Below are 24,410 nucleotides of genomic sequence, written 5' to 3'. Positions count from 1 at the left end.
ACGAGTCAGGAGTTATTGAAAATGAATAAAATTAACTATTCAAATAAAAACAATCTAATAATTCCCGTTTTCATTGCGGAGTTCATTTCGGTGAAAAGTCCGTTAATAAATCTGGTACTAATTGCTGCATTAACTCGCCAATTATATATTTGGAGTAAAAGTTATGTTTAGTCAAAAATCGGTGTTAAGAATTATAGTCTTAGCATCTGTATCAGTTGTACTTTCGGCGTGTGGAGGCTCAGAGTCTACTGAACCAGGTGAAGTACTACTTAGTTGTGATGTGCCCATGGTTTCGGATGCAGCGGGCACAAGTTGTGTTGCGCCAGAGCCTATTGAATGTCCGGTGCCAACAGTGCCAGATGCATTAAATGAAAGCTGTGTTGTGGGTATCGACCCATCGGCACCTAAACCAGTAATTTTTCCTGGCGAAAATCAGGCGTTGTTGTTTTATAACCGTGCAGACGGTGAATACAACGACTACAAAATGCATAATTGGAACAGTGATGAGTGTGACGCTTATGCTGACGATTCGTTAGCGCCTTCTTGGGATAATGGCTTAGCACATACCGGGGTTGATCCGGTATACGGTGCGTATTGGTTAGTCAATCTTAAAGAAGATCACAATGAATGTGGTCATATGATTATTCATAAAGGTACTGATGACGCAGGCAAAGAATTTGGTGGCGGTGATTTTAAAATGCCACTGTTACAAGATGATGAAACATACCAACGCATGAACTTTACCTTTTCAGGTGTCGCGTCTATTTTTGAATACCCTGTTGTTTCATTGGGTAAGCAACCGTTAGCGATAACTGATTTTGCCGCGCATTGGATTGATAGCAATACCTTTACATGGAATGTAAATTTTGAGCAGGTAACCTCGGTAAAATTACACCACTCAGCAACAGCTAATATTGGTGCTAGTGAAGATAATGTAGACGTTATCACTGGAACCGTTGTTGAATTAACAGAAGTTGATTTAACCGATGAACAAAAAGCGGCTGCGCCTTTAGTTGCTGATTGGCCTGCATTTTCAGCTAGTTGGACTGTTGAAGAAGCAAAAACCATCACTAAAAATCAATCGGTTTTAGTTGGCTATAACGCAGAAGGCGTAGCGGTTGCTGCCACTTATGTTCAAGCAGACTTAGTGCTAGATGAGCTTTATACCAAAGGCGAAATGGATGCTGATGAAGCAACATTAGGTGTTGTTTATAACAACGGTGCCATTAACGTTTCGGTGTGGTCACCAACTGCGCAAAACCTTAAACTAAACATTTATGACGCGAACAAAAACATGGTTTCAAGCCATGATATGACCGAAGACTCAATGACAGGTATTTGGAGTTATGAAGGGGATGCAAGTCTTGACCGCCAATTTTATCGTTTAGCGTTAACGATTTATCATCCACAAAATAAGGCCATTGAAGAAATTGAAAGCACAGACCCTTATTCGTTAAGTTTATCAACCAATGGTGAGTATTCTCAGTTTGTTAATTTATCTGATGAAGACTTACAGCCTGAAGGTTGGGATGGCCACTTAGTCTCTACTATTGAAAATTATGAAGATGCAGTGATTTATGAAGGACATATTCGTGATTTTAGTGCGCTGGATGAAAGTACTACCGTTGAAAATAGAGGTAAGTTTTTAGCGTTTACTGAAATTGATTCTGCGCCAATGCAGCATTTACAAAAGTTAGTTGCTAACGGTTTAACGCATTTTCATATGTTGCCTGCTAATGATATAGCGACTATTGATGAAGATGCCGACAATATTATCGATTTAGATAGTACTGTCTTAGCCTTGTGTAAAGTAAACTTTAAAGCACCGCCTTGTTATCAAGGTGTTGATAACCAAACATTGCGTGCTGTTTTTGAAAGTTATTCTCCTTTTTCAAACGATGCAGCATTACTTACTGAAGCAATGAATGATCACGATAGCTTTAACTGGGGTTATGATCCTAAACATTTTAATGTGCCTGATGGTATTTATGCTTCAAATCCAGATGGTGTAAGCCGAATTAAAGAAATGCGCGCGATGATTAAATCATTACATGATATTGGCTTACGTGTGGTTCTAGATGTTGTTTATAACCATACTAATTCTTCGGGTTTATGGGACAACTCGGTACTTGATAAATTTGTACCAGGTTACTATCACAGCCGAGATAAGATTACGGGTGCGGTTCAAAATAGCACCTGTTGTAGTGATACCGCGCTTGAGCATCGCATGATGGACAAGTTGATGGTTGACTCGTTAAAACAGTGGACTGAGCAATATCAATTCGACGGATTCCGTTTCGACATTATGAGCCAAGGCTCTAAAACGCAAATGTTAGCTGCTCGTGATGCTGTTAAGGCGATTGACCCTGATAATCATTTTTATGGTGAAGGTTGGTACAAAGATTCTCGCGGATTTGAACGTGCAGACCAAGAAAATATGGCCGGCACTGAAATAGCAACCTATAACGATCGACTTCGTGACGGTATTCGTAATGCTACGTTATTTAACAACGACAGTGATTCAGATTATCCGTTCGAGCAACAAGACATTGTTAAATTTGGTATGGCTGGTACGTTAACTGACTATGTATTGAAAACCTTTAAGGGTACTGACGTACTTGGTAGCGCATCGGGTATGTATGCCAAAGACCCTGCAGATATTATCAACTATGTTTCAAAGCATGATAACGAAACCTTATGGGATAACTTACAGTTTAAATTAAAGCCTGAAATGAATAACAGCGAACGTGTTCGCGCACAAAACATTTCTCAATCAATCGTATTATTGTCACAAGGTATTCCATTTTTACAAATGGGTGGTGATTTCCTTCGCTCTAAATCGTTAGATAGAAATACTTATGATGCGGGTGATTGGTATAACGTTGTTGATTTCACTTTTGAGTTAAATAATTGGAATAAAGGTTTACCGCTAGATAAAGGTGGTCGAACTGAGTCTGAATTAGTTTCTTTAGCAGCGAGTTCATCAAGCACTGTTGCACTGACGGATATGTTATTTGCATCGAATGTGTTTAATGAGTTTTTATCGATTCGTTCAAATAGCCCATTATTTAGATTAACCACTGCGACAGATATTATTAAACGCGTTGGTTTTCATAATATTGGTAAAAATCAAACCCAAGGTTTGATTGTGATGAGTATTGATGATGGTGTAAATCTTACTGATATTGACCCAAATTACGACGCACTAGTGGTTGTGGTAAATGGTAGTAATAGTGAGCACACGCATACTATTACGTCAGCAAGTGGCTTTACCTTACACCCTTTATTAGCTGCTTCAGTTGATGGCACCGTTGCTAGCGCAAGCTTTGAGGAAGGTACAGGTGAAGGTAGCTTTACGGTTCCGGCACTAACAACTGCTGTTTTTGTGAAAGTACAAGGTGAAAGCCAAGCAACAGGTTTATCTGCTTATGCAACTGCAGGCGCACCTGACGTTGTTCCTTATGGTGATAACGTGCCATTTATTCGTGGTGACATGAATGGTTGGGGTGAAATTGACGGCTTAACTTACCAAGCAGATGGCATATACCAAACTAAGATTACTCTTGCTGCCGGAACTTACGGTTTTAAAATCGCATCAGGTGATTGGTCAACCATTAACTTAGGCGCACCAGGAACTGGTGGTGAAGTATTAGAAGATCAAAGCTTTAGTTTATTACCGGGCAGTAATGATAATTTAAGTATCACCATTGCCGTTGACGGGACTTACTTCTTTACCCTTGATGCTTCTGATACCAACGCACCTACTTTGTTGGTAGAAAACGAAGAGCCATTTGTTGGCACACCGGTATTTATTCGTGGTGATATGAATGGTTGGAGTGAAGATAATCAACTTACTTACATTGGTAATGGGAAATATCAAACCACTATAACTATTAGTGCTTCAACACCTAACTTTAAAATAGCCTCTGCTGATTGGAGTACCGTAAATATGGGCGCTCCAGCTGATGATATGGAAATCACTGAAGGTGAAAATCAATTATTGTTATCGGGTAGTAATGATAACTTCAATATGACTTTTGCTGTAGACGGAGACTATACTTTTGTATTTGACGCTTCTAATTTAGCTGAAGCGACATTAAGTATTTATGCGGCTGAGATGTTTGGTGCTACATCAGTATTTATTCGTGGTGATATGAATGGTTGGGGTGAAGTTGATGTGCTTGGTTATGATGGCTCAAGTAGTTATTCAGTCGAGATAAACCTAACTGCGGGTGATTATGGTTTCAAAGTAGCTTCAGGGGATTGGTCTACATTCAATTTAGGTGCACCAGCAGAGACTAATGTTGTTACCCTAGACTCAACATTAACATTAGTGCAAGACTCGCAAGATAATTTGAGCGTAACTATTGTAGATGATGGTGTGTATATCGTTACCGTTGCAGGGCCTGATCCGACAGCACCAACGATAAATATCAGTAAAAAACCGTAATGATGATTGTAAGTTAATATCATCTAAATAAAGCCTTACTGTTAAGCGGCGTTAGACGACGTTTAACGAAATTAAAAAGCTCTCTACTTGGTAGAGAGCTTTTTTTATGGGTAAAAATTATTTATTGGCTTACTGACAGCAATGTAATTATTGATTTAGTGCAATGTTTTTATAATCAAACATAGCTGTGTTGTTGCCATGAATAGTTGCGGGCGGTAAAATAAGCGCACGCCCTCAGTGGCGGTAAATACCTGCTTTGTAAAGCTAAGCAAGTGTCATTTTTTGTTGTTATTAAGATTGAAAAAGTGGAGTTAATGGGTAGTAATGGTAAGCAATCTAGGTGAACTAAACTGTAGCAAGTTGAATGGTGACCAGTTAAATAGTGACAAGTTGAATGATGATTACGAAGACCAAGGTTACTTTGTTATTAGAGAGTATTTTAATGCGGCTGAAATTGCCTCACTTAGAGAAGTTGTCCTAAAATTTCATACCTTATGGAAACATGACAATGCAGAGTTTTATAAAGAGGTCGCGTTCAACTCGTCGTTAATTACCGGCAGTGAGTACTTAGGCAGCGACGATAGGGTAAAGCTATTTAACTTTATCAGCTCTAAAAAAATGATGGCTATTGTCGATGCGGTTATAAAAAATAACCCTGCGTTTATGAATACCCAGTTATTTTTTAATCCTATTAATCCTGAGCTTAAAGATTTTTGGCACCGAGATTGTCAGTATGATCATGATGTTGACGTGCAAAAAATAGTGATTCATGAGACCCAAGTATTACACCTGCGTGTGCCTTTGTTTGATGAACTTGGTATGGAGCTAGTACCCGGCACACATAAACGCTGGGACAGTGAAGAAGAATTTAATGTACGCCAAGAAGAAAAGGGCAGACTGAGTAACGAAAGCCTTTCTACCGGTAAACAAATTAAGTTAGCGGCGGGTGATTTGTTAGTTTTTTCTGCTGATATGATCCACCGTGGTTTATACGGTATGGACAGATTAGCGTTAGACATTTTAGTGTTTGATTCAGCTGGCGATTTTTCTGATTATATCGACCCTGATTGTTTACCCGATAGCGCAATGTTAGATCACATTGACGACCCAAGATTATTTATCAACACACTCGACTTAAAGTCAAAATCTGAAGTTTGAAATCTAAAAGCTAAAACTAAAGCTAAAAGTAAAGCTACCCTCACTCTAAAGGGAGCGTCGCTTTATTTTTTCATAGACACTATTAAAGCCCTGAATTCGGCGTAAAAGACTTGTTTTAATAGCGTTAATAGTGAGTAACGTTATAATGCGCAAAAACTAATAATACAAAAGGTAAATCAATGACAATTCGTACGGCTAATTCCGCATTATGGGCTTTAGTGTTAGTCAATCTTATTTGGGGCGTCGGCTTTGTTGTGGTTGATGGCGCCATTGACATTATGCCGGTTAATACCTTCAACGCTTTTCGTTTTGGTATTGCAGCATTAGCATTATTACCTTTGTATTTTTTACAAAAAAAGCCAGAAAAAGCGGAATTAGATTACACCGTAGCAGAACTACTTAAAGTCGGTTTTGGTTTTGGCTTGTTATTATTTTTAGGTTTTGCTCTTCAAACCCAAGGCATGATCTATACCAGCGTGTCTAATACCGGTTTTATTACGGGTTTATGTGTTCCTTTAGTCCCTATTTTCGGCTTTATACTCTTTAAAACGAAAGTAGGTATAGAAGTTTGGGCGAGTGTTGTCGCGGCCACCATCGGGTTATATTTTCTGACCATGGGCGATAAAATGGAATTCAACCAAGGTGATGTACTCGTCGCTATCAGCGCAGTTTGTTATGCCGCTCACATTACGTTAATGGCAAGATATGGTGGACGATTTGCTGTTATTTCGTTAAGTATTATTCAATTGGCAGCCGTTGCTTTATACAGTACTGTGACTGCAAGTTATGAAGCATTGGCGAATATTAACGAAAGCTATCCGCCGTTTATTGAACAACTTTCAAATGCCGATGTTTGGGCTGCAATACTTTACTCAGGTATTTTAGCGAGCGCGTTTGCCTATTGGGCACAAACCTCCAGTCAACGTTTACTTGAACCACACAAAGTAGCCCTTGTTTTTGCATTAGAGCCTATCTTTGCTCATATTGCCGCATTCTTCATATTAGGCGAACATCTTGGTGTTAATGGCTGGTTTGGTGCAGGGTTAATCATTGGGGGTATGCTTTATTCTGAACTCGGTGGTAGAAGAAAAATTAAAATACAGCCATTAGATCAAATGGCGGCACCTGTCGATAAGTAACGTTTTTAGCAATATAGCGACTATTACGCATGGGTAATAGTCGCTAATTAATACAATGACGTTATACCAATTCCATCGACAGACTTACCCGTATCACCCGCGAGCAGAATTATCGCTGCAGTGGCATTACAAATAACCAAACTATCGACAAAAACGCCAAATATTTGAATGAATCCCGGTGAAGTGGGATGATTTGGATTAGGTGCAGCACTTGCCCCTATATTGGCTACGCTACCCATTATAATAAAAACCAAGGCGTTCATCATTTTTCAGTTTTGTGATAAAGGCACTAAATACTGACGCTACTACCGCTATATTACTGTTCGATACCCCAACCTCAGTCACAACTCCATAGTCCCTTTAATTTTTTTAACCATTAAAACCACCAAAGATAGATATAGTCAAATGGTTAAGTAACTGATTTTTATATCTATACCTGTTTTTTTGTTGTTTTATTTCACCGTTGAGAATAAGGCTGTTTGTTAAGATATTTGTAATTAATCTTATTTGTATGATAAATAATAAGTCTATTTGTATGATAAATATTGTAATTACTATAATTATGATTATAGTATAAGTTCAACTGACTAATAAATATCCATGAAACATCTAAAAATTTGGCTGGTTACTGATAAGTAACATTGCCATGGGGAGTTTAATTACAGAATGAATAAACCAAAACTCACCACTTTATTATGTTTTCTATGCCTAATTAACGTCTCTTTTTAACTTATAGCTGTTCCATTAAGTTTGTGATCTTGTTATGCGTAGTAAAAATAATTCAGGGTAGGCGCTTGATTGACCAATAGCTCGCTATTGGGATTGAGAGCAACGCCGCCTTGGATTACTTTAACCAGCACAAGTGGGCAATAACTTAGTGGGATGGGTATTACTAACAGAAAATTTATATTATGAATAAGGCACATATTTGGCTTAGAGCTGAAACCAAACCTGATGAGCAACGAACCGCACTTACTCCTAAGGGGGCGAAAAAATTAATTGAGGCTGGGTTTAAAGTCACGGTTGAATGTTCATCTCAAAACATTTTTAACCAAGAATTATATCGACAAGTTGATGTTGATTTAGTGCCTCAAGGCAGTTGGGTTGAGGCGCCTAAAGAGGCCATTATCTTGGGCTTAAAAGAATTACCTGAAGATAACTTTCCCCTTATTCATCAACACATTTATTTTGCCCACGCTTATAAAGATCAAGCAGGATGGCAAGCGCTATTGTCACGCTTTAAACGCGGTGGTGGCGAGTTGTTTGACTTAGAGTATTTAGTAGACACCCAGCAAAGAAGAATTGCCGCTTTTGGTTATTGGGCTGGTTTTGCTGGTGGGGCTTTGTCGGTATTAGCGTGGGCCAATCAACAATTAAGTATTGATCCACCACTTGCTGATATTTCATCTTATCAAGACAAGCAGCAACTACTTGATGTTCTTGAACTGGCGATAAGCAAGGCCATCACTAACGCTGAAAATGCCCCCCCCCCTAAAAGTAAACCCAAGTTATTAGTGATTGGGGCGAAAGGGCGCAGTGGTAAAGGTGCGGCAGATTTAGCTAAAGCGCTTTGTCTTGAAGTGCTTGAATGGGACATGGCAGAAACTAAAAAGGGTGGTCCGTTTGTTGAGATTAACCAAGCTGATATCTTGATTAATTGTGTGTTAATTAATCAAGACTTACCGCCATTTATCACCAGTGAATTACTTAGCCAAGAAGATAGAAAACTCTCTGTGATTGTTGATGTGAGTTGTGATCCTTACGGAAGCTACAACCCATTACCCATTTATCAGCAATGTACGACATTCAAAGCGCCATGTTTACGTATTGATCACTCTAAGGTGCTTGACCTTATTGCGATTGATCACCTGCCTTCACTTTTACCTAAAGAGAGTAGTGAAGATTATGGCGAACAACTCTTAACACATTTATTAACGCTTGATGATAAATCTCAAGGCGTTTGGCCTACAGCACTCGCTCTGTTTATGAGCAAAACTTATACCATTTGAAAATGATCACTTAATTAGTTCAATTGGTATATCAATCTATAAAGGATGAACATGAAAAATACTATACATTGGCTAGGCGCCGGACTATCGGCAGCCCCGGGTATTATCGAATTAGCAAAAAAAGACACACCTCTTATTGTTTGGAATCGTAGCTTGGCAAAAGCCGAGCAAGCACTGAAAAATGAAGATGTAGTGGTTGATATTCGTCAGTTAGATTGGGATGCGTTAGCTGATACCGTTCAAAAAGGCGATGTACTGGTGTCTATGCTGCCAGCAACCTTGCACATAACCGTGGCGCAGTTTTGTTTGAAGCATGCAGCTCACTTTGTTTCGAGTAGTTATATCGCACCCGAAATGGCTGAATTAGATGCACAAGCAAAAGCCTTAAATCTGTGTTTTGTTAATGAAGTGGGTTTAGACCCAGGTATTGATCATTTATTAGCGCATTTACTGGTTGATAGTTATCAAAATAGTGCTGAGTTTTCAGCTGAAAACCAACATTACTTCCGTTCGTATTGTGGTGGTTTCCCTAAAGTTGCTAATGATTTTAAATATAAATTTAGCTGGTCACCTTTAGGTGTATTAAAAGCATTGCGTTCAAAGGCTCAATGGCAAGCAGATGGCATGGTTAAAACGTCAAATGCACCTTGGGAAGCATTAAGCGAATACCAAGCGAAGTTAGCTGATCATAATGAAATTTTTCAAGCGTACCCAAACAGAGATTCACTGCCTTTCATCAAACAGTATAATTTTCAAGATGATTGGGATGTACAAGAGTTTGTGCGTGGAACCTTGCGCTTAAATGGCTGGTCTACAGCGTGGCAGCCATTATTTGACGAAATAGCGACGTTAGAAGGCAGTAGTGGCGAAGCGCGTTTACTTGAAATTAGTCAAGAGCTTGAGCAAAAGTACCTGTATGACGAAAACGAAGCTGATCGCGTAGTGATGTGTGTAGAGCTTGAAGTTCGCCAAGCAGGCAAGGTTGTTTGGCATCAAAGTTATAATCTAGATAGCCAAGGAAACGCGCAAGGGCAAGCAATGGCTCGTTTAGTATCGTTACCGGTAAGTTTAGCGATTGAGTCAGTATTGAATAACGAAATGCCGGCAGGTGTTAGTGCTGCACCGGACAAGCCTGAACAAATTGATAAATGGTTATCGGCGCTAACAGCTCATGGTGAGACTATTGGTCATCATAATCATGTAGCTAAATAGAATAAACATACGGCGATTAGATAGTAATACCAATTTGATTAAATTTCTTCCCAACTCAGAGCTCTGCTCGATGTTCATTAACAAGGCAAATTTGTTTCGGTTTAGTCATTCTAAATCAAATAAACTTAACGATGTTAGTGAACATCGAGAAAGCTCCCAGAGGGCGAGTTTAAAAGGTTTACATGCTGCGTTATTGATTTTGATAAGGGAATAACCATTCTCTTCAATCAATGCCTTGCCTCTAAGCCTTTTAATTCTCGCTGAGTGGGAAAGAACTTAATCAACTTGGTATAACTATTTAATCGCCGTTTTTGTTTGTAAAAACGGCTGGCGCTTAGATCAGAGATTGCGAAGATGACATTACCCTAGCGCCTTAGTTAACCACATAGGCATGAAAATAAAAGGCGAGATGAATATGATAAAAAAAAGACAAAAACCAACATTATTTGATGCCTTATTTCCTATTGCAGTATTACTATGTTTACTCTTTCTCGCTGTTTATTATTTTGGCGATGATTCGTCGTCAGGACCTAATCAAATTGCACTGATGTTATGTGCGGGTATTGCTTGCATCATTGGTTTGAAAAATGGCTACCAACGCCATGAAATTGAAGAAGGCATTGTCAAAGGCATTAGCTTAACCTTGGGCGCCATTTTAATTTTATTAGCAGTAGGCTCACTAATAGGCACTTGGTTGCTGGCCGGCACAGTACCCACGATGATCTATTTTGGCCTGCAAATTCTAAATCCTCAGTATTTTTATATTTGTTGCTGCATTATTTGTGCATTAGTCGCCTTATGCATTGGCAGTAGCTGGACGGTAGCTGCCACTATAGGTGTGGCTTTAATGGGCGTTTCTTCTGGCATTGGTGCATCTGGTCCTATGACCGCAGGCGCAATTATTAGCGGTGCTTACTTTGGCGATAAACTCTCACCGTTATCAGATACCACCAATCTTGCGCCAGCCATTGCCGGTACTGAATTGTTTGTTCACATTGAAAATATGATGTGGAGTACGGTGCCTAGTTTTGTTATTACCTTGATATTATTTTTCTTCCTCGGCTTAAATAATACCAGCCAAGTCTCGAATACTGACATTGAACAACTGCTAGTAAGTTTAGAAAGTGAATTTTTTATCGCTTGGTATTTGCTGCTTCCGTTGTTTATCACCTTGCTCTTAGCGGTTAATAAAATGCCTGCGTTTCCTGCAATAGGCATTGGCGCTATTGCTGGCGCGGTATGGGCGGTATTATTTCAACAAGACCTTATTATCTATTATGCCAATGATGGTTTATCTGCAGTAGAAGCCAATATTATGGTGGTTTGGCAAGTTATGTTCGCAGGTGTATCACTTGATACTGGTAATAAAGTCGTTGATAATTTATTAAGTGGCGGCGGCATGGGCTCAATGCTTAATACCATTTGGTTAATCATCTCAGCCATGACTTTTGGCTCAATAATGGAAAAAGTAGGCTTATTAAAGCGCGTTGTTGAAAGCTTAATAGGCGTGACCAGCAGTGTTGGAACGCTGATTTCAACCACGATAGTGACGGCTTTTGGTACTAACTGTATTGCCGCTGATCAATATATCGCAATTGTTATGCCCGGACGTATGTTTAAAGACGAGTACACGCGCCGCTCGCTTGCGCCAGAAAACTTATCACGCGCTTTAGAAGATGGCGGCACAGTAACTTCTCCTTTGATTCCTTGGAATACCTGTGGTGCTTATATGCAGTCGGTATTACTGATCAATCCATTGGACTATGCGGTGTTTTGTTTCTTTAATTGGCTATCGCCGATTATCGGCATTATCTGTGCGTATGCGGGCTTTAAAGTGAAGTATTTGATGGTGAAAACTTCAGCTGAAAAATCATCATCAGTAAACGTTATGGATAGTCCTTTATCAGCTGGCAGGCATGACTTTACATAACATTAATCGCTTATTCGATGTATGCAGTTAATCACTCAAAAAATATCGTTCTCCTAAGTGAGGGGCGTTGATAGATTTTTTGGATTAGTCCAAGTAAAATTTTGCGTTTTGTCTTTATACCCATTTAACTGTAAAATTATGACATTCATTATTAATTAAATTATAAACGTTATGGAAATGCCAAAACTGCAACCATACCCAATAAAAACGCAACATTTTTCACTTGTATCCAAATTATGGCGATTACTTTTTAGAAAACGTCAATGGCAACTCATTGAAGATTGGCACTACGTATTGCCCAACAAGAGAGTTGTTGTTGTACCTCAAGGGTTTGTTTTTGATGGAAGTTCATACCCTGCAATTGTTTGGCTTTTATATTCGCCAACAGGGTTATTATTAATTCCCGTAATTTTGCATGATTTCTGCTTTCAATATAATTACTTATGGGCCGTACACGATGATAGGGTATTTAAATTCAAACAAGGTAATGGCTTTCTGAAGTGGTCTGCATTTATACGTAATGTGGGTGTACAAAGGAATGAATTACTGTTAATTGATTATTTTACTTGGTTGATGTGTATCATTTTTGGTTGGATTAACTGGTTGAGTTTTCAAAAGAAAAAAGAGAATGAGTTATTTCCAAAGGATTATAATAACAATAAAAAAATAAACTCTACTAAATAATGCCTTGAGCGTTTTGTTAGCTCTGTGGGAAACTTCAACTCATGATAGTTTACAAAAAAATCACGATTATTTAAGACTTACAATGGATGTCTGCAAGGCTTAAAGGGGGCCATATCTATGTACCCCTTAATGCCATATAACTAGCGTTTTAGTAATACACAGTTAGGTATACAAAGAAATATTTATGCATTATGGCTAATTATTTCTTATTACCTAGCTGAATGTATTCAGTCAAGTACCAGTATATAATGATATGCTCATCTAATCTGTATCGTCATCTGGACTTTCTTCTTCTTCTTCTTCTTCTTCATAAGTTGATATTTTGGTCTGTCCAAAGAGAGTATGAAATTGTTTGGGTGTTAAAACTTTATCATTATATTTCACCCATGTTTTTTCGATCACACTTTCAATTTCCGCTCGACCATGACAAACATCTACAAAGTGTTGTTCATCATCGGTTATGGGTATACGAAGCCCTATTGATAGTTCCTTTAATGCAACCCCATATTCCTCTAAAATGTGGGTTTCGTTTAAAGTGAAATCACCCGAGCGACTGATTCCTTTAGGGTAATTTTTATCGTCATAAAAACGTCTAACAGACTTAAAACTGTCTTTTGATATAGTTACATTAATCATATGAATAAACTCCATAATACAATTTAATTTACACTGTATTTTTTAGTTCAATCATTAACTATTTGCAATAGTTTTTTAGAGTTTATTATTCTATTTTAATCATGTTTATAACTTTTTATACATACGCATAATAGTCTCTTCCAAAAATACAAGATAACAGCAGACATCAACCAATATGCAAAACAATTAACATGATTGAATTATGTATAAAAATCATTGCTCAATCATGTTGTAAATATTATAGCTACAGCAAGAAAGCAGTAATAAGTTTAGTAGAGCCCCCTTATTATTACTGTACTTCTCGTTGTGTTGGTCGTGTGATTTATGTGATTTGAATGACGAATTAAATCGCTGAATTAGTTATTAACTGAATTATTCTCGAGCTCAGTTAACCCTAAACGAAGCACCTCAATAAATTTATCCGCATCAGTTTGGGTAAAAGCTAATGGCGGTTTAATTTTTAATATGTTGTAAAAGGCGCCTTCGGTGCTGAGCAATATACGGTGTTGTTTGAAAAACTCCACTAACCAGGATGTTTTATCGGTAGCGGGTTTTTTAGTTATGCGGTCTTCAACTAATTCAACACCAATAAACAAACCTAAACCGCGTACATCCCCAATAAGCTTAAATTGCTGTTGAAGTTCTGTTAGCTTTTCTTGGAAGTATTGACCGGTGATTAACGCATGTTTTTGTAACTGTTCTTCTTCGATAACATCAAGTACCGCCATGCCGATAGCACAAGAGACAGGGTTACCACCAAAGGTATTAAAATATTCCATACCTGTGACAAAAGCATCAGCAATTGCTTGCGTAGTAATAACGGCGGCCATTGGGTGACCATTACCAATAGGTTTGCCTAAAGTAACAATATCAGGCACCACGTCTTGGGTTTCAAACGCCCACATATGAGTGCCGACTCGACCAAAGCCAACTTGTACTTCATCGGCAATACAAACGCCGCCAGCGTCTCGTACTAATTGATAAACGTTAGTTAAATAACCGTCAGGCATAATAATTTGCCCGGCAACACCTTGCAGTGATTCACAAATAAAGGCGCTAGGCTTTTTACCGGCACGCTCTATTTTTGCCAGTGATTCTTTAACGCTATTGGCATACGCATTAGCGGATTCTGGCGTATTACCTAAAAACTCGCCTCGGTAAGGATCAGGCAAGCTTACCTTATGCACATAAGGCTGTGCTCCTTCACCGCCAGGGCCATCAAATTTATAAGGGCTGGCTTCAATACAGGCATTGGTATTGCCATGATAAGCACCATCGACCACAAGTAATTCGGTGGCTTTGGTGTAATAACGCGCTAAGCGAAAGGCTAATTCATTGGCTTCACTGCCTGAATTTACCAACATACAGACGGACAACTCGTCTGGCATGGTCGCTAGCAGTTTATCAGCGTAATTAATGATGTTGTCATGTAAGTAACGAGTATTGGTATTGAGCTTGGCCATTTGCGCTTGCGCAGCAGCAACTACTTTAGGGTGACAGTGACCAACATGGCAGACGTTGTTCACCATATCTAAATACGGTACGCCTTGCTCGTTGAACAAATATGCCCCTTGGCCGCGGACCATTTTTAATGGCTCTTGGTAGCTTAAACTTAACGTTTTACCTAAATGTTTACTGCGGTAACTGATGATGTCTGCAGGCAATTTTCCGCTATCAACAGTTAATTGACAGGCTTGACGTAACTGACATAACACAGCGTAAGAATTTAACGCGCTGAATTGTTCAAGTAACTGCCAAGCAGGTTTCACTGATATCAATAAATAATCATTTTCAGGCTCTTCTATTATAGCTAAGGCTGAGTTACAGACGGTAGTACATAAACGTAAGGCAACTAACGAATACAGTACTTCTAATTCAACATCTTGTAATGGTCTAACTTGGTGGTAGCTAGCAACAATAGTTTTAAATGTGCTCAGAATATCTTGTTGTTTGCTTTTTTCGCCCATTAACGCATAAGCGCAAGCAATGGCTAATTCATTAACGATATGGCTATATACCATATCGCCAAAATCAATGAGCCCAGTTATTTTTCTCGGTGCATTCATATCATCTATCAGCAAATTATAATCATTGGCATCGTTATGAATAATGCCTTGGGGTAATTGCGCTAACAACGGCATTGTTTGTGTTTGATACATAGATAAGAATTTTTCAACAATAGCGGCTTGTTGGGTGTTGAGTAGATGTTTTTTACTCATACACATTCGATAACCTTGGGCTAAATCCCAATCAAGATAACGATAGGCACCGGGATGCTGAAAATCAGCGAGGGCAAGATCAAGATGGCCTATAAATTTACCTAAGTCAGACCAAAGGGCAGGGGTATGGCTGAGGCTATTTGCCTCGGCATAAAACTGTCCTTGCAGGAAGGTTAATACACGCATACAGAAAGACTTTTGCTGTCCATCGGTCATCGTGGTGATGGTATCACCTTGTTTATTAACTAATGCATGAGGCACGGCACATTTTTTTTCAGTTAAATGTGTCATGGCTGCATTTTGCATTGCCAACTCAATTTCTGGCTCGGCTGAGTTAGCAATTTTTACAATATATTGCTCATGATCAGCAGTAGTCAGTAATAAGTTTTGATCGCAATAACCGGGCAGGCTTTTTAATTGTCCCGACAATTGGTATTGCTGAGTTAATAATTGAAGAATCTCAATGTCAGAAAAATCAGGTGTTTTAGCTGTAGTCATTATTGCCTCTTTAAAATCTAACCCATGCACTGCCGCACAGCTTGTACTTAGTCTATTTGGTATTAATTAACGTTGTTAATGTTGATAACGTTACGATTTATTTAACTTTTACACTGCGCGCCAGTTCAGCTGAACTTACTGCTTCACCTGAAGGTTTAGCGCTAGCAGGTGCTGCACTAAAAGCGACTAAGGTAAAACCGTACTGGTAACTTTTTGCTGGGATAGTATATTGGGCATGCACTAAGCGTCCCCAAGAGGTATCACCACCCACACCCATTTGTTTGTGATCAATATTTACCGTCACTAAATTTCTCATCGGCACTTCTGCACCACGTTTAGTGGTTACCGGCACTAATCCAGACGCTGATTCAGAGCCATCTTTGCCGGCGATAAAATCAATGTCGCTTTGCTTGTATGGCCAAGCGCTGGCATTAAGTAATTGATCACCTACCGCTAACAATCCAGAGCCCTTGTTATTTTTCAAGGCAAGCCAGCGTACATCCGTTTTGTTGGCATTTTCTTGTGGACGAATATAATGATGAATTTGCTCTTTCACTAAACTTTTATATAAAGATACTTGTGCCGATGTTTTTCTATCCGCATAGTTTTCATGTGGACCACGACCAAACCATGATAATTGTTGGAACTCACCTGGCATGGTTAATTGCATGCCTAAGCGTGGCAAGTTAGGTAATGTTTGCCCAGATTCTATGGTTAAGTTGTTTTGAACATGTATTTGTCCATCATGCTTTATAAGATATTCAACCTGATAATCACCATTGAAATCTGCTGTTGTATGGTGCGTTATCACTTTTATGCCGTTGGCAGTTTTTGTCGATGTAAATGACGTTAAGGTAAGATTGTCACTGGCAGTCTGCCAAATTGCCGCCCACTTTTGCATACCATTACCTAAGTCATTATCTGTTGGTGCCCGCCAAAAGTTAGCCTTTAGTGGCGCTTTAAGTAAGTTGGTATTGTTATGACTATATTGTGTTAACCAACCGCTAGTTTTATTGAAGGTTACTTGGGTATCGTTACTCTTAATAACCAAAGTGCTGTTGCTGTCTTGCTTAATAGTCATTTTAGATAGGTTAGCTGTGCGTGGCGATACTTTGGCTTGGGCAAGCTTTACCGGTAATTTGAACTGCTCAAAGGCTAATTCGTGTCCAGTTGATAACAACCCTTGAGGCGATGGTAATACCGCAGATAAGGTAATGAAATATTCTTTATTATCACTGCTTGGTAATGTTGGCAGCGATACCTCAATGGCCGCTTTTTTACCGGGTTTAACTGACGGCATTGATTGATGGCCTTGAGCGAATAACTCACCATCAGCTTCCACTTTCCAATGTAAATCGTACTGCGCTAAATCGATAAAATCATAGCGGTTTTCAGTGACGTAGCTGCCTTTATTAAGATCTAGCGCAGCAAAGCGAATGGCTTGATACACTTTTTTTACTTCAAAAGCATGAGGGTTTGGTTTGCGATCAGGGCTCATTAAACCGTTATTTAAAAAGTTACCATCGCTAGCTAAGTCAGGATGAAAATCTTTACCATAAGCCCAATATTTAACACCGTTTTCATTGGTGTATTCTAGTGATTGGTCAACCCAATCCCAAATAAAGCCGCCTTGAAGCACATCGTACTTTTCAATGACTTGCCAATAATCTTTTAAATTACCAACGGAGTTACCCATGGCGTGGGCGTATTCAATCATTATGCCTGGGCGACTTGGATCAGACTCAGCATACTTGATTAAACGTTCAATTGACGGATACATAGGTGCAAAAACGTCAGTGTAGTGTGCTTCTCCTGCCGGCTCATACTGGACTAGTCGGCTAGTATCATTGTCTTTTAACCATTTGTAGGTGGCTTCAAATATCTTGCCTTTACCCGCTTCATTACCTAATGACCAGATAATAATAGAAGGGTGATTTTTATCACGCTCAAACATACGTTGGGTGCGATCTAAATGGGCAGCTAACCAGCTCATTTCATTGCCTAACTGCGTTTTTTCATCAATGGCTAATGGATGAGATTCGATATTTGCTTCATCGATAACATATAAACCGTATTTATCAGTTAACTCATACCAGTAAGGATTGTTAGGGTAATGGCTAGAGCGTACTGCATTGATATTAAATTGCTTCATCAATTGAATATCTTTTTCCATCGAAGCTTTGGTGACTACATGACCGTGCTGTGGATCGGTTTCGTGACGATCGACACCGCGAATAGTAATAGCTTTACCATTAATAGTCAGTTGAGCATTGACCACGGCTAAATGCCTGAAACCAATATCATCACGCACTGATTCAATGGTATTACCTTTAGAATCTTTTAAATTAACCAGCAAGGTGTAAAGGTTAGGGGTTTCAGCTGACCATAACGCGGGTTGCTGGATGTTACCGGCAAGGGATACTTCAATAGAGCCTTTAGCTGATAACTTAACGTTACTCTTTTTACTCAGCAGTACCTTCATATTACTACGAGGGTCTAGCAGTTCTACTTCAACGTGTTGGTTAGCCTTTTTGTTGTCATAGTTTTTTAAAGTAACATCAACAGTTAACGTACCTTGGGTAAAGTTTTTATTTAATGTTGGCTTAGCATGAACATCAAAAACATGCTGCTTAGGTGTAGCGTAAAGATAAACATCACGCTCGATGCCTGATATACGCAGCATATCTTGGCTTTCTAAATAACTGGCATCTGTCCAGCGGCGAATTTGAAAGGCGAGTAAGTTTTCATCTGCTTTAAGGTACTTACTGATATCAAATTCTGCGGGCGTTTTAGAGCCTTGACTAAAACCGACTTTCTCGCCATTTAGCCAAACATCTAATGATGATTTAGCGGCTCCGACATGAAGAAAAACTTGTTTGCCTTGCCATGATTTTGGCAGATTAAAAGGTTTACGGTAAGAGCCTATCGGATTGTAATCTTTTGGCGCATCAGGCCATGTGGTGGTGAAGGGGAAACGCTCATCTAAATAAATAGGGTAACCAAAACCTTCAGTTTCCCAGTTACCTGGAACGGGAATTTGTGACCATTGTTCATCGTTGAAATTGGCTGTTTGAAAGCCTTCAGGTTTATTTTTTGGTGAACGTTGCCAGTCAAATTTCCATAATCCATTGAGTAGTAAAAAGTTATCATTTTGTTCTTTAACATTAATAAGTGCTGCATCACGAGATAGAAAGGGAAACATCGTTGCGTGTGGTGCTTCTTTATTAATGGCAAAGACTTGATTGTTTTCCCATGGTTCACGCTTTTGCGCTTTGGCATCGACATAAGGAGATAGTAGTAAAGTGGTGGTAACCATCAGCGGTAATAATAACTTTATCATAGTTCGTATATTTAAATCATGGATACAATACTATTTATAATACAATTAAGGCGGGCGGAAGCAAGCTATTTTTTAGGAAGCGACTAAGTATGGGGAAAAACTATTTGCTAAAGACACTAATATTACAAACTTTAGCGTTATAGTTCGCTTGGTTATAGCCCTTGCCTTGCTTATGTTTTAATATATCGCTTATGCTATAAGTCGTTATAGTGAAAGAAAAACCCATGTAAAATAATGGAATTAACAATAACGCGATAGGCGAATAGAAAAAGTTGCAATGTTGGTCTATCTATAAAACGTAAAATATTACTTCGATTAATCCAAAACGTTTATCAAACATTATTACCCTAGGATAAAGCTATGTCTTTAGAACTCTTTACGGAATACATCGAAAAATCGGATGAGCTATTTGCTAATGACCTTCAATTAACTGACTTAGCCTCTGATATTGAAAGAGATTTATTACCAGAACATGTAGCTACCTTTTTGGAAGCATTCCCGCTCAATAGACGATTGATGTTATGGGGATTATTTAGCATTGATTTCCAACAAAGCATTTTTCTAGAAATGAAGAATGAATCTAGACAAATGTTATTAAATGAACTGGATGAAGATGCCTGTCTTCCACTGTTTGACCGTCTAGATGCAAACAGCTTACTTGAACTCACCGAAGGTTTGAGTGAGCGATTTATTGAATATGCTGTTACTAAAATGACAGCAAAACAAAAAGAACACTTTAAAAAGGCACAAGATTACTCAGATATTGAAGTGGGCCATTGGCAAAGCTATGACGAAATTAATGTATCGCACAAGTTAAAAGTATCAGCAGCAAAGAAGCTTTGTGCGCGAAATCAACCCATGTTAACTGACATCATTTATGTTATCGATAATCAAGCTAAGTTATTAGGTGGTATACCGATTAGTCAATTATTAAGCTTGGACGATGATAAGCCATTAATTGATGTTGTTTATCAAGAAATATTGGGAATTGATGCAAATAAAGACATAACAGAAGCGGTAGATGAAGTTATATCTTCCGGAAAATCGGCACTACCTATAATAGATGCGGAGGGTTGTTTAACGGGACGTCTAGATTTACATGCAGCGTTTAAATTTAAAGAACAACAAAAAGATAACCAATTAATACAATCCGCGGGTTTAAGCGATGAAGAAGATTTATTTGCTAATGTTTGGTTAAGTAGTAAAAACAGGGCTATCTGGTTAGGGATCAATTTAATCACTGCTTTTTTGGCCTCTTGGTTTATCGGGCTATTCGAAGCTACTTTGCAGCAAGTAGTTGCTTTAGCTGTGCTAATGCCTGTGGTTGCATCAATGGGGGGGATTTCAGGAAGTCAAACATTAACATTAATTATCAGAGGTTTAGCCTTAGGGCAAATCACCGATGCTAACAGACAAGATATTGTAAAAAAAGAATTGAAAGTTGGCGTGATCAATGGTCTTTTATGGTCAGCTGTTATCGGGATTATTACCTTTTTCTGGTTTGGTAACCCTATGTTATCCCTGACTATTTGTATCGCTATCTTAGGTAATATTATTGTCGCTTCACTCTCGGGGGTTTGGGTGCCGTGGATGTTAAATAAATTCAACATAGACCCCGCATTATCCGGAGCCGTAATTCTAACAACAGTCACCGATATCTTTGGTTTTATCGCTTTTCTTGGCTGTGGTACGTTATTATTGCTTTAGAAAACAGGTAATACCAATCCCATAAATCACTGCCCATTGATGCAGGTTAACATACTCCAAGGCGGCGTTACTCTTAATCCCAATAGCCCACTATTGGTCAATCAAGGGCCTACTCCAGAATTGTTTTTCCTGCGCACAACAAGACACAAACTTAATGGAACGGTTATAAATAATACTGTAGATAAACATATGAATCGTCGTATGTTTATTTTCTCTGATCTTATCTTCTTTTCTCTTAGCTAATTCCCTCCTATTTCCTGATTCTAACTATCCCTATAAAGCCAGTTTGATAAAAAATTTTTATTAACAGAGCAAAAATTTTTTGCTTTCTAATTTTAAAAATTAAGCACATTATCTTATGAAAATTAACGGATTCTTTTTATAAGGTAAAAAAATGAATAGTGATAAGTCTGAAAGTACTGATATAGAAATTAACAGTAATTCAGGTTTTGATTCTGCTATTGCAGATTTTGAAATGGATTATGATTCGGTAATGTCTCTGAATAGTAAAAAAGCGATTAGAAAGGCTGTTAAAGATAAATATATTACCAGGCAAAAACTGGATTCAATTCATGAACAAAGATCACTCGATAGACAGCTCAACTCGTTTAGTAACTATTGGGATATTTAATTAACTTTTTATTGGAAGAAAGAAAAATGAAAAAAACAATGTTGATACTAACGTTATTAGCGCTATCTTCAAATGTAGCTTATAGCGAAGAAGCGTCTGAACCTGAATTGATGGAAGCATCAGAAAGTTATGTCATGAGTCTTGTTAGCTTATGTAAAGATTATGCGAAAGAGGACAGCATTGAAAGTCAAAGTCTTAATGCTTATTTGTTAACGTGCGTTAATGATGAGCTAGAGTCTAGTTATTATAAGCCTATAAAAGTATTACCTAAAGATTAGGTACAAGCGGGTTAAGCAAGTTAATAATGCTTAAAGTAACTCAAATTTTATAGTTCATTTAACTTAAGTGAACTATTTGATTTGAGTTTTTTACTTTAAATAACCTGAACTCTGGATAAGCAGCACTTGCTCAACATTCCCTTTTATCCCATTCTCAGCGTTAAAACGTCGATAAATAGCCAGCTATTCATAAACGTTTTGCCTTGATAATAGAATAGAATGAAACATTGATAGTGGATATAGCAACCTTGACCTTGTTATGTCTTTGTTTTATAAGATAAATCAGTCTTTTTGATTAAATATCAAGCACTCATTATCCAGAGTTCAGGTTAAATATGAATATTTAGTTTGTTAGTGATATGTCATAGCCTTAATTTTTAATAAGTAAGATATCACAAGGAAGATCACATAATAATGCGGTTGTTGTACTCCCGATCCATAACTGTTCTAACTGATTTCTAGCAACCAAACCAATAGCGAGAATATCAACGTGATGTTGACGAATGTATAATACCAATGCCTCTTCTGGAATACCTTCTAATAAAACAGATTGCTCTGGAGGTATTCTAAGTTTTTTTGCAAAATCATCCAAACCATCGCGATGCATTGATTGAATGTTTTTTTTATATTTAGTTAAAACTGAAGCAATATAAAAACAATGTACGACTGTCCACTTAGCCTTTAACCTGTCTACCCAATTTTTTGTCAGTGAAACAATATTGTTATCTATCATTTCTGGACGAGCATGTTCGTGTAAAGGATCAACAGCAACTAAAAAACTTATTTGCTGTTTCCATGCATTCTTTGTTAAGAGTAAAACCGGTGCGTTTATATCAGCGAGATGTTGGAAAATAGAGTGTCGTTTTTTAGCGCTATTATCTTCTATAATAACAATACTGTTAATATTACTTTCAACGTTAGTGTTAAGTGTCGCGAGATAATTAGCCGATTGGTTAATTATCACTTCTGCTTTGATAGCACTCATCGAAAAATACTTAAGCAGTTGAGTTTTTTTGGCTTCTATGGTGATCATCAACTCTTTCGACAAAGCATCTTTGTCATTAAATAAATGCCAATATCCATGTCCTGTAAGTTGGGTACTTGCATCGATAATCACTTTAATAGACTTTTGATGAATGTTGGCAAGACGAATAATTTTCTCCAACGAGGTCGTTTGATAATAAAATCGACTGTCGATAAACCAAATTAATTGCTCTGTTATCATATGTTATTACACCCCAAGGACCTTTATTTGAGTATATCGTATTTATTAATATTTATTACAATTTTTCAACGGTTTGTATTTTTTAAACCCGTTATATATCGTTAAAGGATTATTATGCATTTAGACCCATTTATGCCGCAGATGGTCAGTATAATTTTTATTGTACTCACACTAGGCTTCATACTTAAACTTATTCATCAACCTCATGTTGTTGCCTATTTAATTGTTGGGATTATCATCGGGCCATGGGGAATTGGACTCGTCAATGACACAGAAAATATTGCCCGGTTAGGCGCTGCGGGGGTTGTCTTTTTATTGTTTTTTGTTGGCATGGAAACGGATGCAAATAAACTCATAGAAAATTGGAAACTCGCAATTTTTGGTACTTTATTTCAAATAATCTTAAGTGTTGGCTTTGTTTGGATGCTCGGTTTATATTTTCAATGGGGTATAGAACGCGTCATTCTTATTGGTTTTGTCATCAGTTTAAGTAGTACTGCTATAGTGATCAAACTACTTCAAGACAGTAATACGCTTGACTCTAAAGTTGGCCAAGGAGTATTAGGTATATTGTTAGCGCAAGACTTAGCCATTATCCCTATGTTAATTATTATTGGCTTATATAAAACAGATACTGTGGAAAGTGTCCACATTGGTAAGCAAGTCTTTGGCTCTATTATCGCAGCAGCATTATTAGCTTTTATTATTATCAAGAAAGTTGTTCATATCCCATTATCTAAATGGTTGAAAAATGATCACGAATTGCAATTGTTTGCTGCTTTAGGTATTTGCTTTGGCTTATCTATGCTAACGGCATGGTTCGAATTATCAACTGCACTAGGGGCTTTTCTTGGTGGCATGTTAATTGGAGCAGCTAAAGAAACTCAGTGGGTTCACCACAGTTTACATCCATTAAAAGTACTTTTTGTTGCGGTATTTTTTATCTCTGTCGGTATGATGCTTGACCTCGATTTTTTAATAGCTAACTGGCTGCAAGTTATTGCATTAGTATTTGCGGCCTTAGTGACTAATACATTTATTAATGCGGGGATCCTTAAAATATCTAATTTTTCATGGAAAGAAAGTCTATATACAGGAGTATTATTGTCACAAATAGGTGAGTTTAGTTTTGTTTTAGCTGCTGTTGGTAGCCAAGCCAATATTATTAATCAGCATGGTTATCAACTCGCTATTTGCGTTATATCCTTATCTTTACTTATTAGTCCTATGTGGATAGCACTAAGTAAGAAATTTATAGGATATGAGCACCAGGAAATTTAATGTGAATAGGACA

General features: G+C 38.0%; 16 protein-coding genes. 11 read left to right on the top strand and 5 right to left on the bottom strand.

Annotation, left to right across the window (positions count from 1 at the left end):
- Window positions 1-163 precede the first annotated feature (163 nt).
- From CXF71_RS08285 to CXF71_RS08275, 3 genes are all read left to right on the top strand, one after another.
- Entirely contained in the window at window positions 164-4,450 is a 4,287-nt protein-coding gene (locus CXF71_RS08285) for an alpha-1,6-glucosidase domain-containing protein (protein ID WP_101232492.1), read from the top strand.
- Window positions 4,451-4,774: 324 nt separating this feature from the next.
- Complete coding sequence (locus CXF71_RS08280) at window positions 4,775-5,608, top strand: phytanoyl-CoA dioxygenase family protein (RefSeq protein WP_101232491.1); 834 nt, start codon at window positions 4,775-4,777, stop codon at window positions 5,606-5,608.
- 179 nt (window positions 5,609-5,787) lie between these two features.
- A complete protein-coding gene (locus CXF71_RS08275) occupies window positions 5,788-6,747 on the top strand; it encodes a DMT family transporter (protein WP_101232490.1) in 960 nt (319 codons plus the stop codon).
- A gap of 47 nt (window positions 6,748-6,794) precedes the next feature.
- On the opposite strand, the gene CXF71_RS08270 is transcribed toward CXF71_RS08275, so the two are convergent.
- On the bottom strand, window positions 6,795-6,986 hold the full coding sequence (locus CXF71_RS08270; RefSeq protein ID WP_442871926.1) for an alanine:cation symporter family protein: 192 nt from the start codon (window positions 6,984-6,986) through the stop codon (window positions 6,795-6,797).
- Window positions 6,987-7,658: 672 nt separating this feature from the next.
- Here CXF71_RS08270 and CXF71_RS08265 point away from each other — a divergent pair.
- The 4 genes from CXF71_RS08265 (at window position 7,659) to CXF71_RS08250 (ending at window position 12,582) form a co-directional block, all read left to right on the top strand.
- Window positions 7,659-8,756: a saccharopine dehydrogenase gene (locus tag CXF71_RS08265; protein ID WP_101232488.1), complete on the top strand. Its 1,098-nt coding sequence runs from the start codon at window positions 7,659-7,661 to the stop codon at window positions 8,754-8,756.
- Window positions 8,757-8,807: 51 nt separating this feature from the next.
- Window positions 8,808-9,968 carry a saccharopine dehydrogenase family protein gene (locus CXF71_RS08260; protein WP_101232487.1) on the top strand — a complete coding sequence of 387 codons (1,161 nt, stop codon included), beginning with the start codon at window positions 8,808-8,810 and terminating at the stop codon, window positions 9,966-9,968.
- A gap of 415 nt (window positions 9,969-10,383) precedes the next feature.
- On the top strand, window positions 10,384-11,898 hold the full coding sequence (gene nhaC, locus CXF71_RS08255) for a Na+/H+ antiporter NhaC (RefSeq protein ID WP_101232486.1): 1,515 nt from the start codon (window positions 10,384-10,386) through the stop codon (window positions 11,896-11,898).
- Window positions 11,899-12,075: 177 nt separating this feature from the next.
- Window positions 12,076-12,582, top strand: coding sequence for a DUF1353 domain-containing protein (locus CXF71_RS08250; RefSeq protein WP_157826715.1), 507 nt, complete (start codon window positions 12,076-12,078; stop codon window positions 12,580-12,582).
- A gap of 261 nt (window positions 12,583-12,843) precedes the next feature.
- Here the strand turns inward: CXF71_RS08250 and CXF71_RS08245 are convergent, their stop codons facing one another.
- From CXF71_RS08245 to CXF71_RS08235, 3 genes are all read right to left on the bottom strand, one after another.
- Window positions 12,844-13,218 (bottom strand): DUF413 domain-containing protein, encoded by a 375-nt coding sequence (locus CXF71_RS08245; protein WP_101232484.1) that lies wholly within the window; start codon window positions 13,216-13,218, stop codon window positions 12,844-12,846.
- Between the two features lie 356 nt (window positions 13,219-13,574).
- Window positions 13,575-15,935, bottom strand: coding sequence for an aminotransferase class III-fold pyridoxal phosphate-dependent enzyme (locus CXF71_RS08240; protein WP_101232483.1), 2,361 nt, complete (start codon window positions 15,933-15,935; stop codon window positions 13,575-13,577).
- A gap of 97 nt (window positions 15,936-16,032) precedes the next feature.
- Window positions 16,033-19,275: a glycoside hydrolase family 2 TIM barrel-domain containing protein gene (locus tag CXF71_RS08235; RefSeq protein WP_101232482.1), complete on the bottom strand. Its 3,243-nt coding sequence runs from the start codon at window positions 19,273-19,275 to the stop codon at window positions 16,033-16,035.
- Between the two features lie 360 nt (window positions 19,276-19,635).
- On the opposite strand from CXF71_RS08235, the gene CXF71_RS08230 reads away from it, so the two are divergent.
- The 3 genes from CXF71_RS08230 (at window position 19,636) to CXF71_RS08220 (ending at window position 21,891) form a co-directional block, all read left to right on the top strand.
- The gene (locus CXF71_RS08230) at window positions 19,636-20,982 is read left to right on the top strand and encodes a magnesium transporter (protein ID WP_101232481.1); all 1,347 of its coding nucleotides are present in this window, start codon (window positions 19,636-19,638) and stop codon (window positions 20,980-20,982) included.
- Between the two features lie 394 nt (window positions 20,983-21,376).
- Window positions 21,377-21,613: a hypothetical protein gene (locus CXF71_RS08225; RefSeq protein WP_101232480.1), complete on the top strand. Its 237-nt coding sequence runs from the start codon at window positions 21,377-21,379 to the stop codon at window positions 21,611-21,613.
- 26 nt (window positions 21,614-21,639) lie between these two features.
- A complete protein-coding gene (locus tag CXF71_RS08220) occupies window positions 21,640-21,891 on the top strand; it encodes a hypothetical protein (protein WP_101232479.1) in 252 nt (83 codons plus the stop codon).
- 370 nt (window positions 21,892-22,261) lie between these two features.
- Here the strand turns inward: CXF71_RS08220 and CXF71_RS08215 are convergent, their stop codons facing one another.
- Window positions 22,262-23,116 carry a universal stress protein gene (locus tag CXF71_RS08215; protein WP_101232478.1) on the bottom strand — a complete coding sequence of 285 codons (855 nt, stop codon included), beginning with the start codon at window positions 23,114-23,116 and terminating at the stop codon, window positions 22,262-22,264.
- Between the two features lie 114 nt (window positions 23,117-23,230).
- Between CXF71_RS08215 and CXF71_RS08210 the strand changes: the two genes are divergently transcribed.
- The gene (locus CXF71_RS08210; protein ID WP_101232477.1) at window positions 23,231-24,397 is read left to right on the top strand and encodes a cation:proton antiporter; all 1,167 of its coding nucleotides are present in this window, start codon (window positions 23,231-23,233) and stop codon (window positions 24,395-24,397) included.
- Window positions 24,398-24,410: the final 13 nt, after the last annotated feature.

Source organism: Colwellia sp. 12G3, assembly GCF_002836775.1.
In the GTDB taxonomy this organism is placed as follows: Bacteria; Pseudomonadota; Gammaproteobacteria; order Enterobacterales; family Alteromonadaceae; genus Colwellia.
This window is presented reverse-complemented; position numbering and strand designations above follow the sequence as displayed.

Excerpts from the sequence above, each read along its gene's own strand:
- CXF71_RS08265 (WP_101232488.1), top strand. The coding sequence starts at position 7,659 with ATGAATAAGGCACATATTTGGCTTAGAGCTGAAACCAAACCTGATGAG.
- CXF71_RS08220 (WP_101232479.1), top strand. The coding sequence starts at position 21,640 with ATGAAAAAAACAATGTTGATACTAACGTTATTAGCGCTATCTTCAAAT.
- CXF71_RS08275 (WP_101232490.1), top strand. The coding sequence starts at position 5,788 with ATGACAATTCGTACGGCTAATTCCGCATTATGGGCTTTAGTGTTAGTC.
- CXF71_RS08240 (WP_101232483.1), bottom strand. The coding sequence starts at position 15,935 with ATGACTACAGCTAAAACACCTGATTTTTCTGACATTGAGATTCTTCAA.
- CXF71_RS08235 (WP_101232482.1), bottom strand. The coding sequence starts at position 19,275 with ATGATAAAGTTATTATTACCGCTGATGGTTACCACCACTTTACTACTA.
- CXF71_RS08230 (WP_101232481.1), top strand. The coding sequence starts at position 19,636 with ATGTCTTTAGAACTCTTTACGGAATACATCGAAAAATCGGATGAGCTA.
- CXF71_RS08250 (WP_157826715.1), top strand. The coding sequence starts at position 12,076 with ATGCCAAAACTGCAACCATACCCAATAAAAACGCAACATTTTTCACTT.
- CXF71_RS08280 (WP_101232491.1), top strand. The coding sequence starts at position 4,775 with ATGGTAAGCAATCTAGGTGAACTAAACTGTAGCAAGTTGAATGGTGAC.
- CXF71_RS08225 (WP_101232480.1), top strand. The coding sequence starts at position 21,377 with ATGAATAGTGATAAGTCTGAAAGTACTGATATAGAAATTAACAGTAAT.
- CXF71_RS08215 (WP_101232478.1), bottom strand. The coding sequence starts at position 23,116 with ATGATAACAGAGCAATTAATTTGGTTTATCGACAGTCGATTTTATTAT.
- CXF71_RS08285 (WP_101232492.1), top strand. The coding sequence starts at position 164 with ATGTTTAGTCAAAAATCGGTGTTAAGAATTATAGTCTTAGCATCTGTA.
- CXF71_RS08210 (WP_101232477.1), top strand. The coding sequence starts at position 23,231 with ATGCATTTAGACCCATTTATGCCGCAGATGGTCAGTATAATTTTTATT.
- CXF71_RS08245 (WP_101232484.1), bottom strand. The coding sequence starts at position 13,218 with ATGATTAATGTAACTATATCAAAAGACAGTTTTAAGTCTGTTAGACGT.
- CXF71_RS08260 (WP_101232487.1), top strand. The coding sequence starts at position 8,808 with ATGAAAAATACTATACATTGGCTAGGCGCCGGACTATCGGCAGCCCCG.
- nhaC (WP_101232486.1), top strand. The coding sequence starts at position 10,384 with ATGATAAAAAAAAGACAAAAACCAACATTATTTGATGCCTTATTTCCT.
- CXF71_RS08270 (WP_442871926.1), bottom strand. The coding sequence starts at position 6,986 with ATGGGTAGCGTAGCCAATATAGGGGCAAGTGCTGCACCTAATCCAAAT.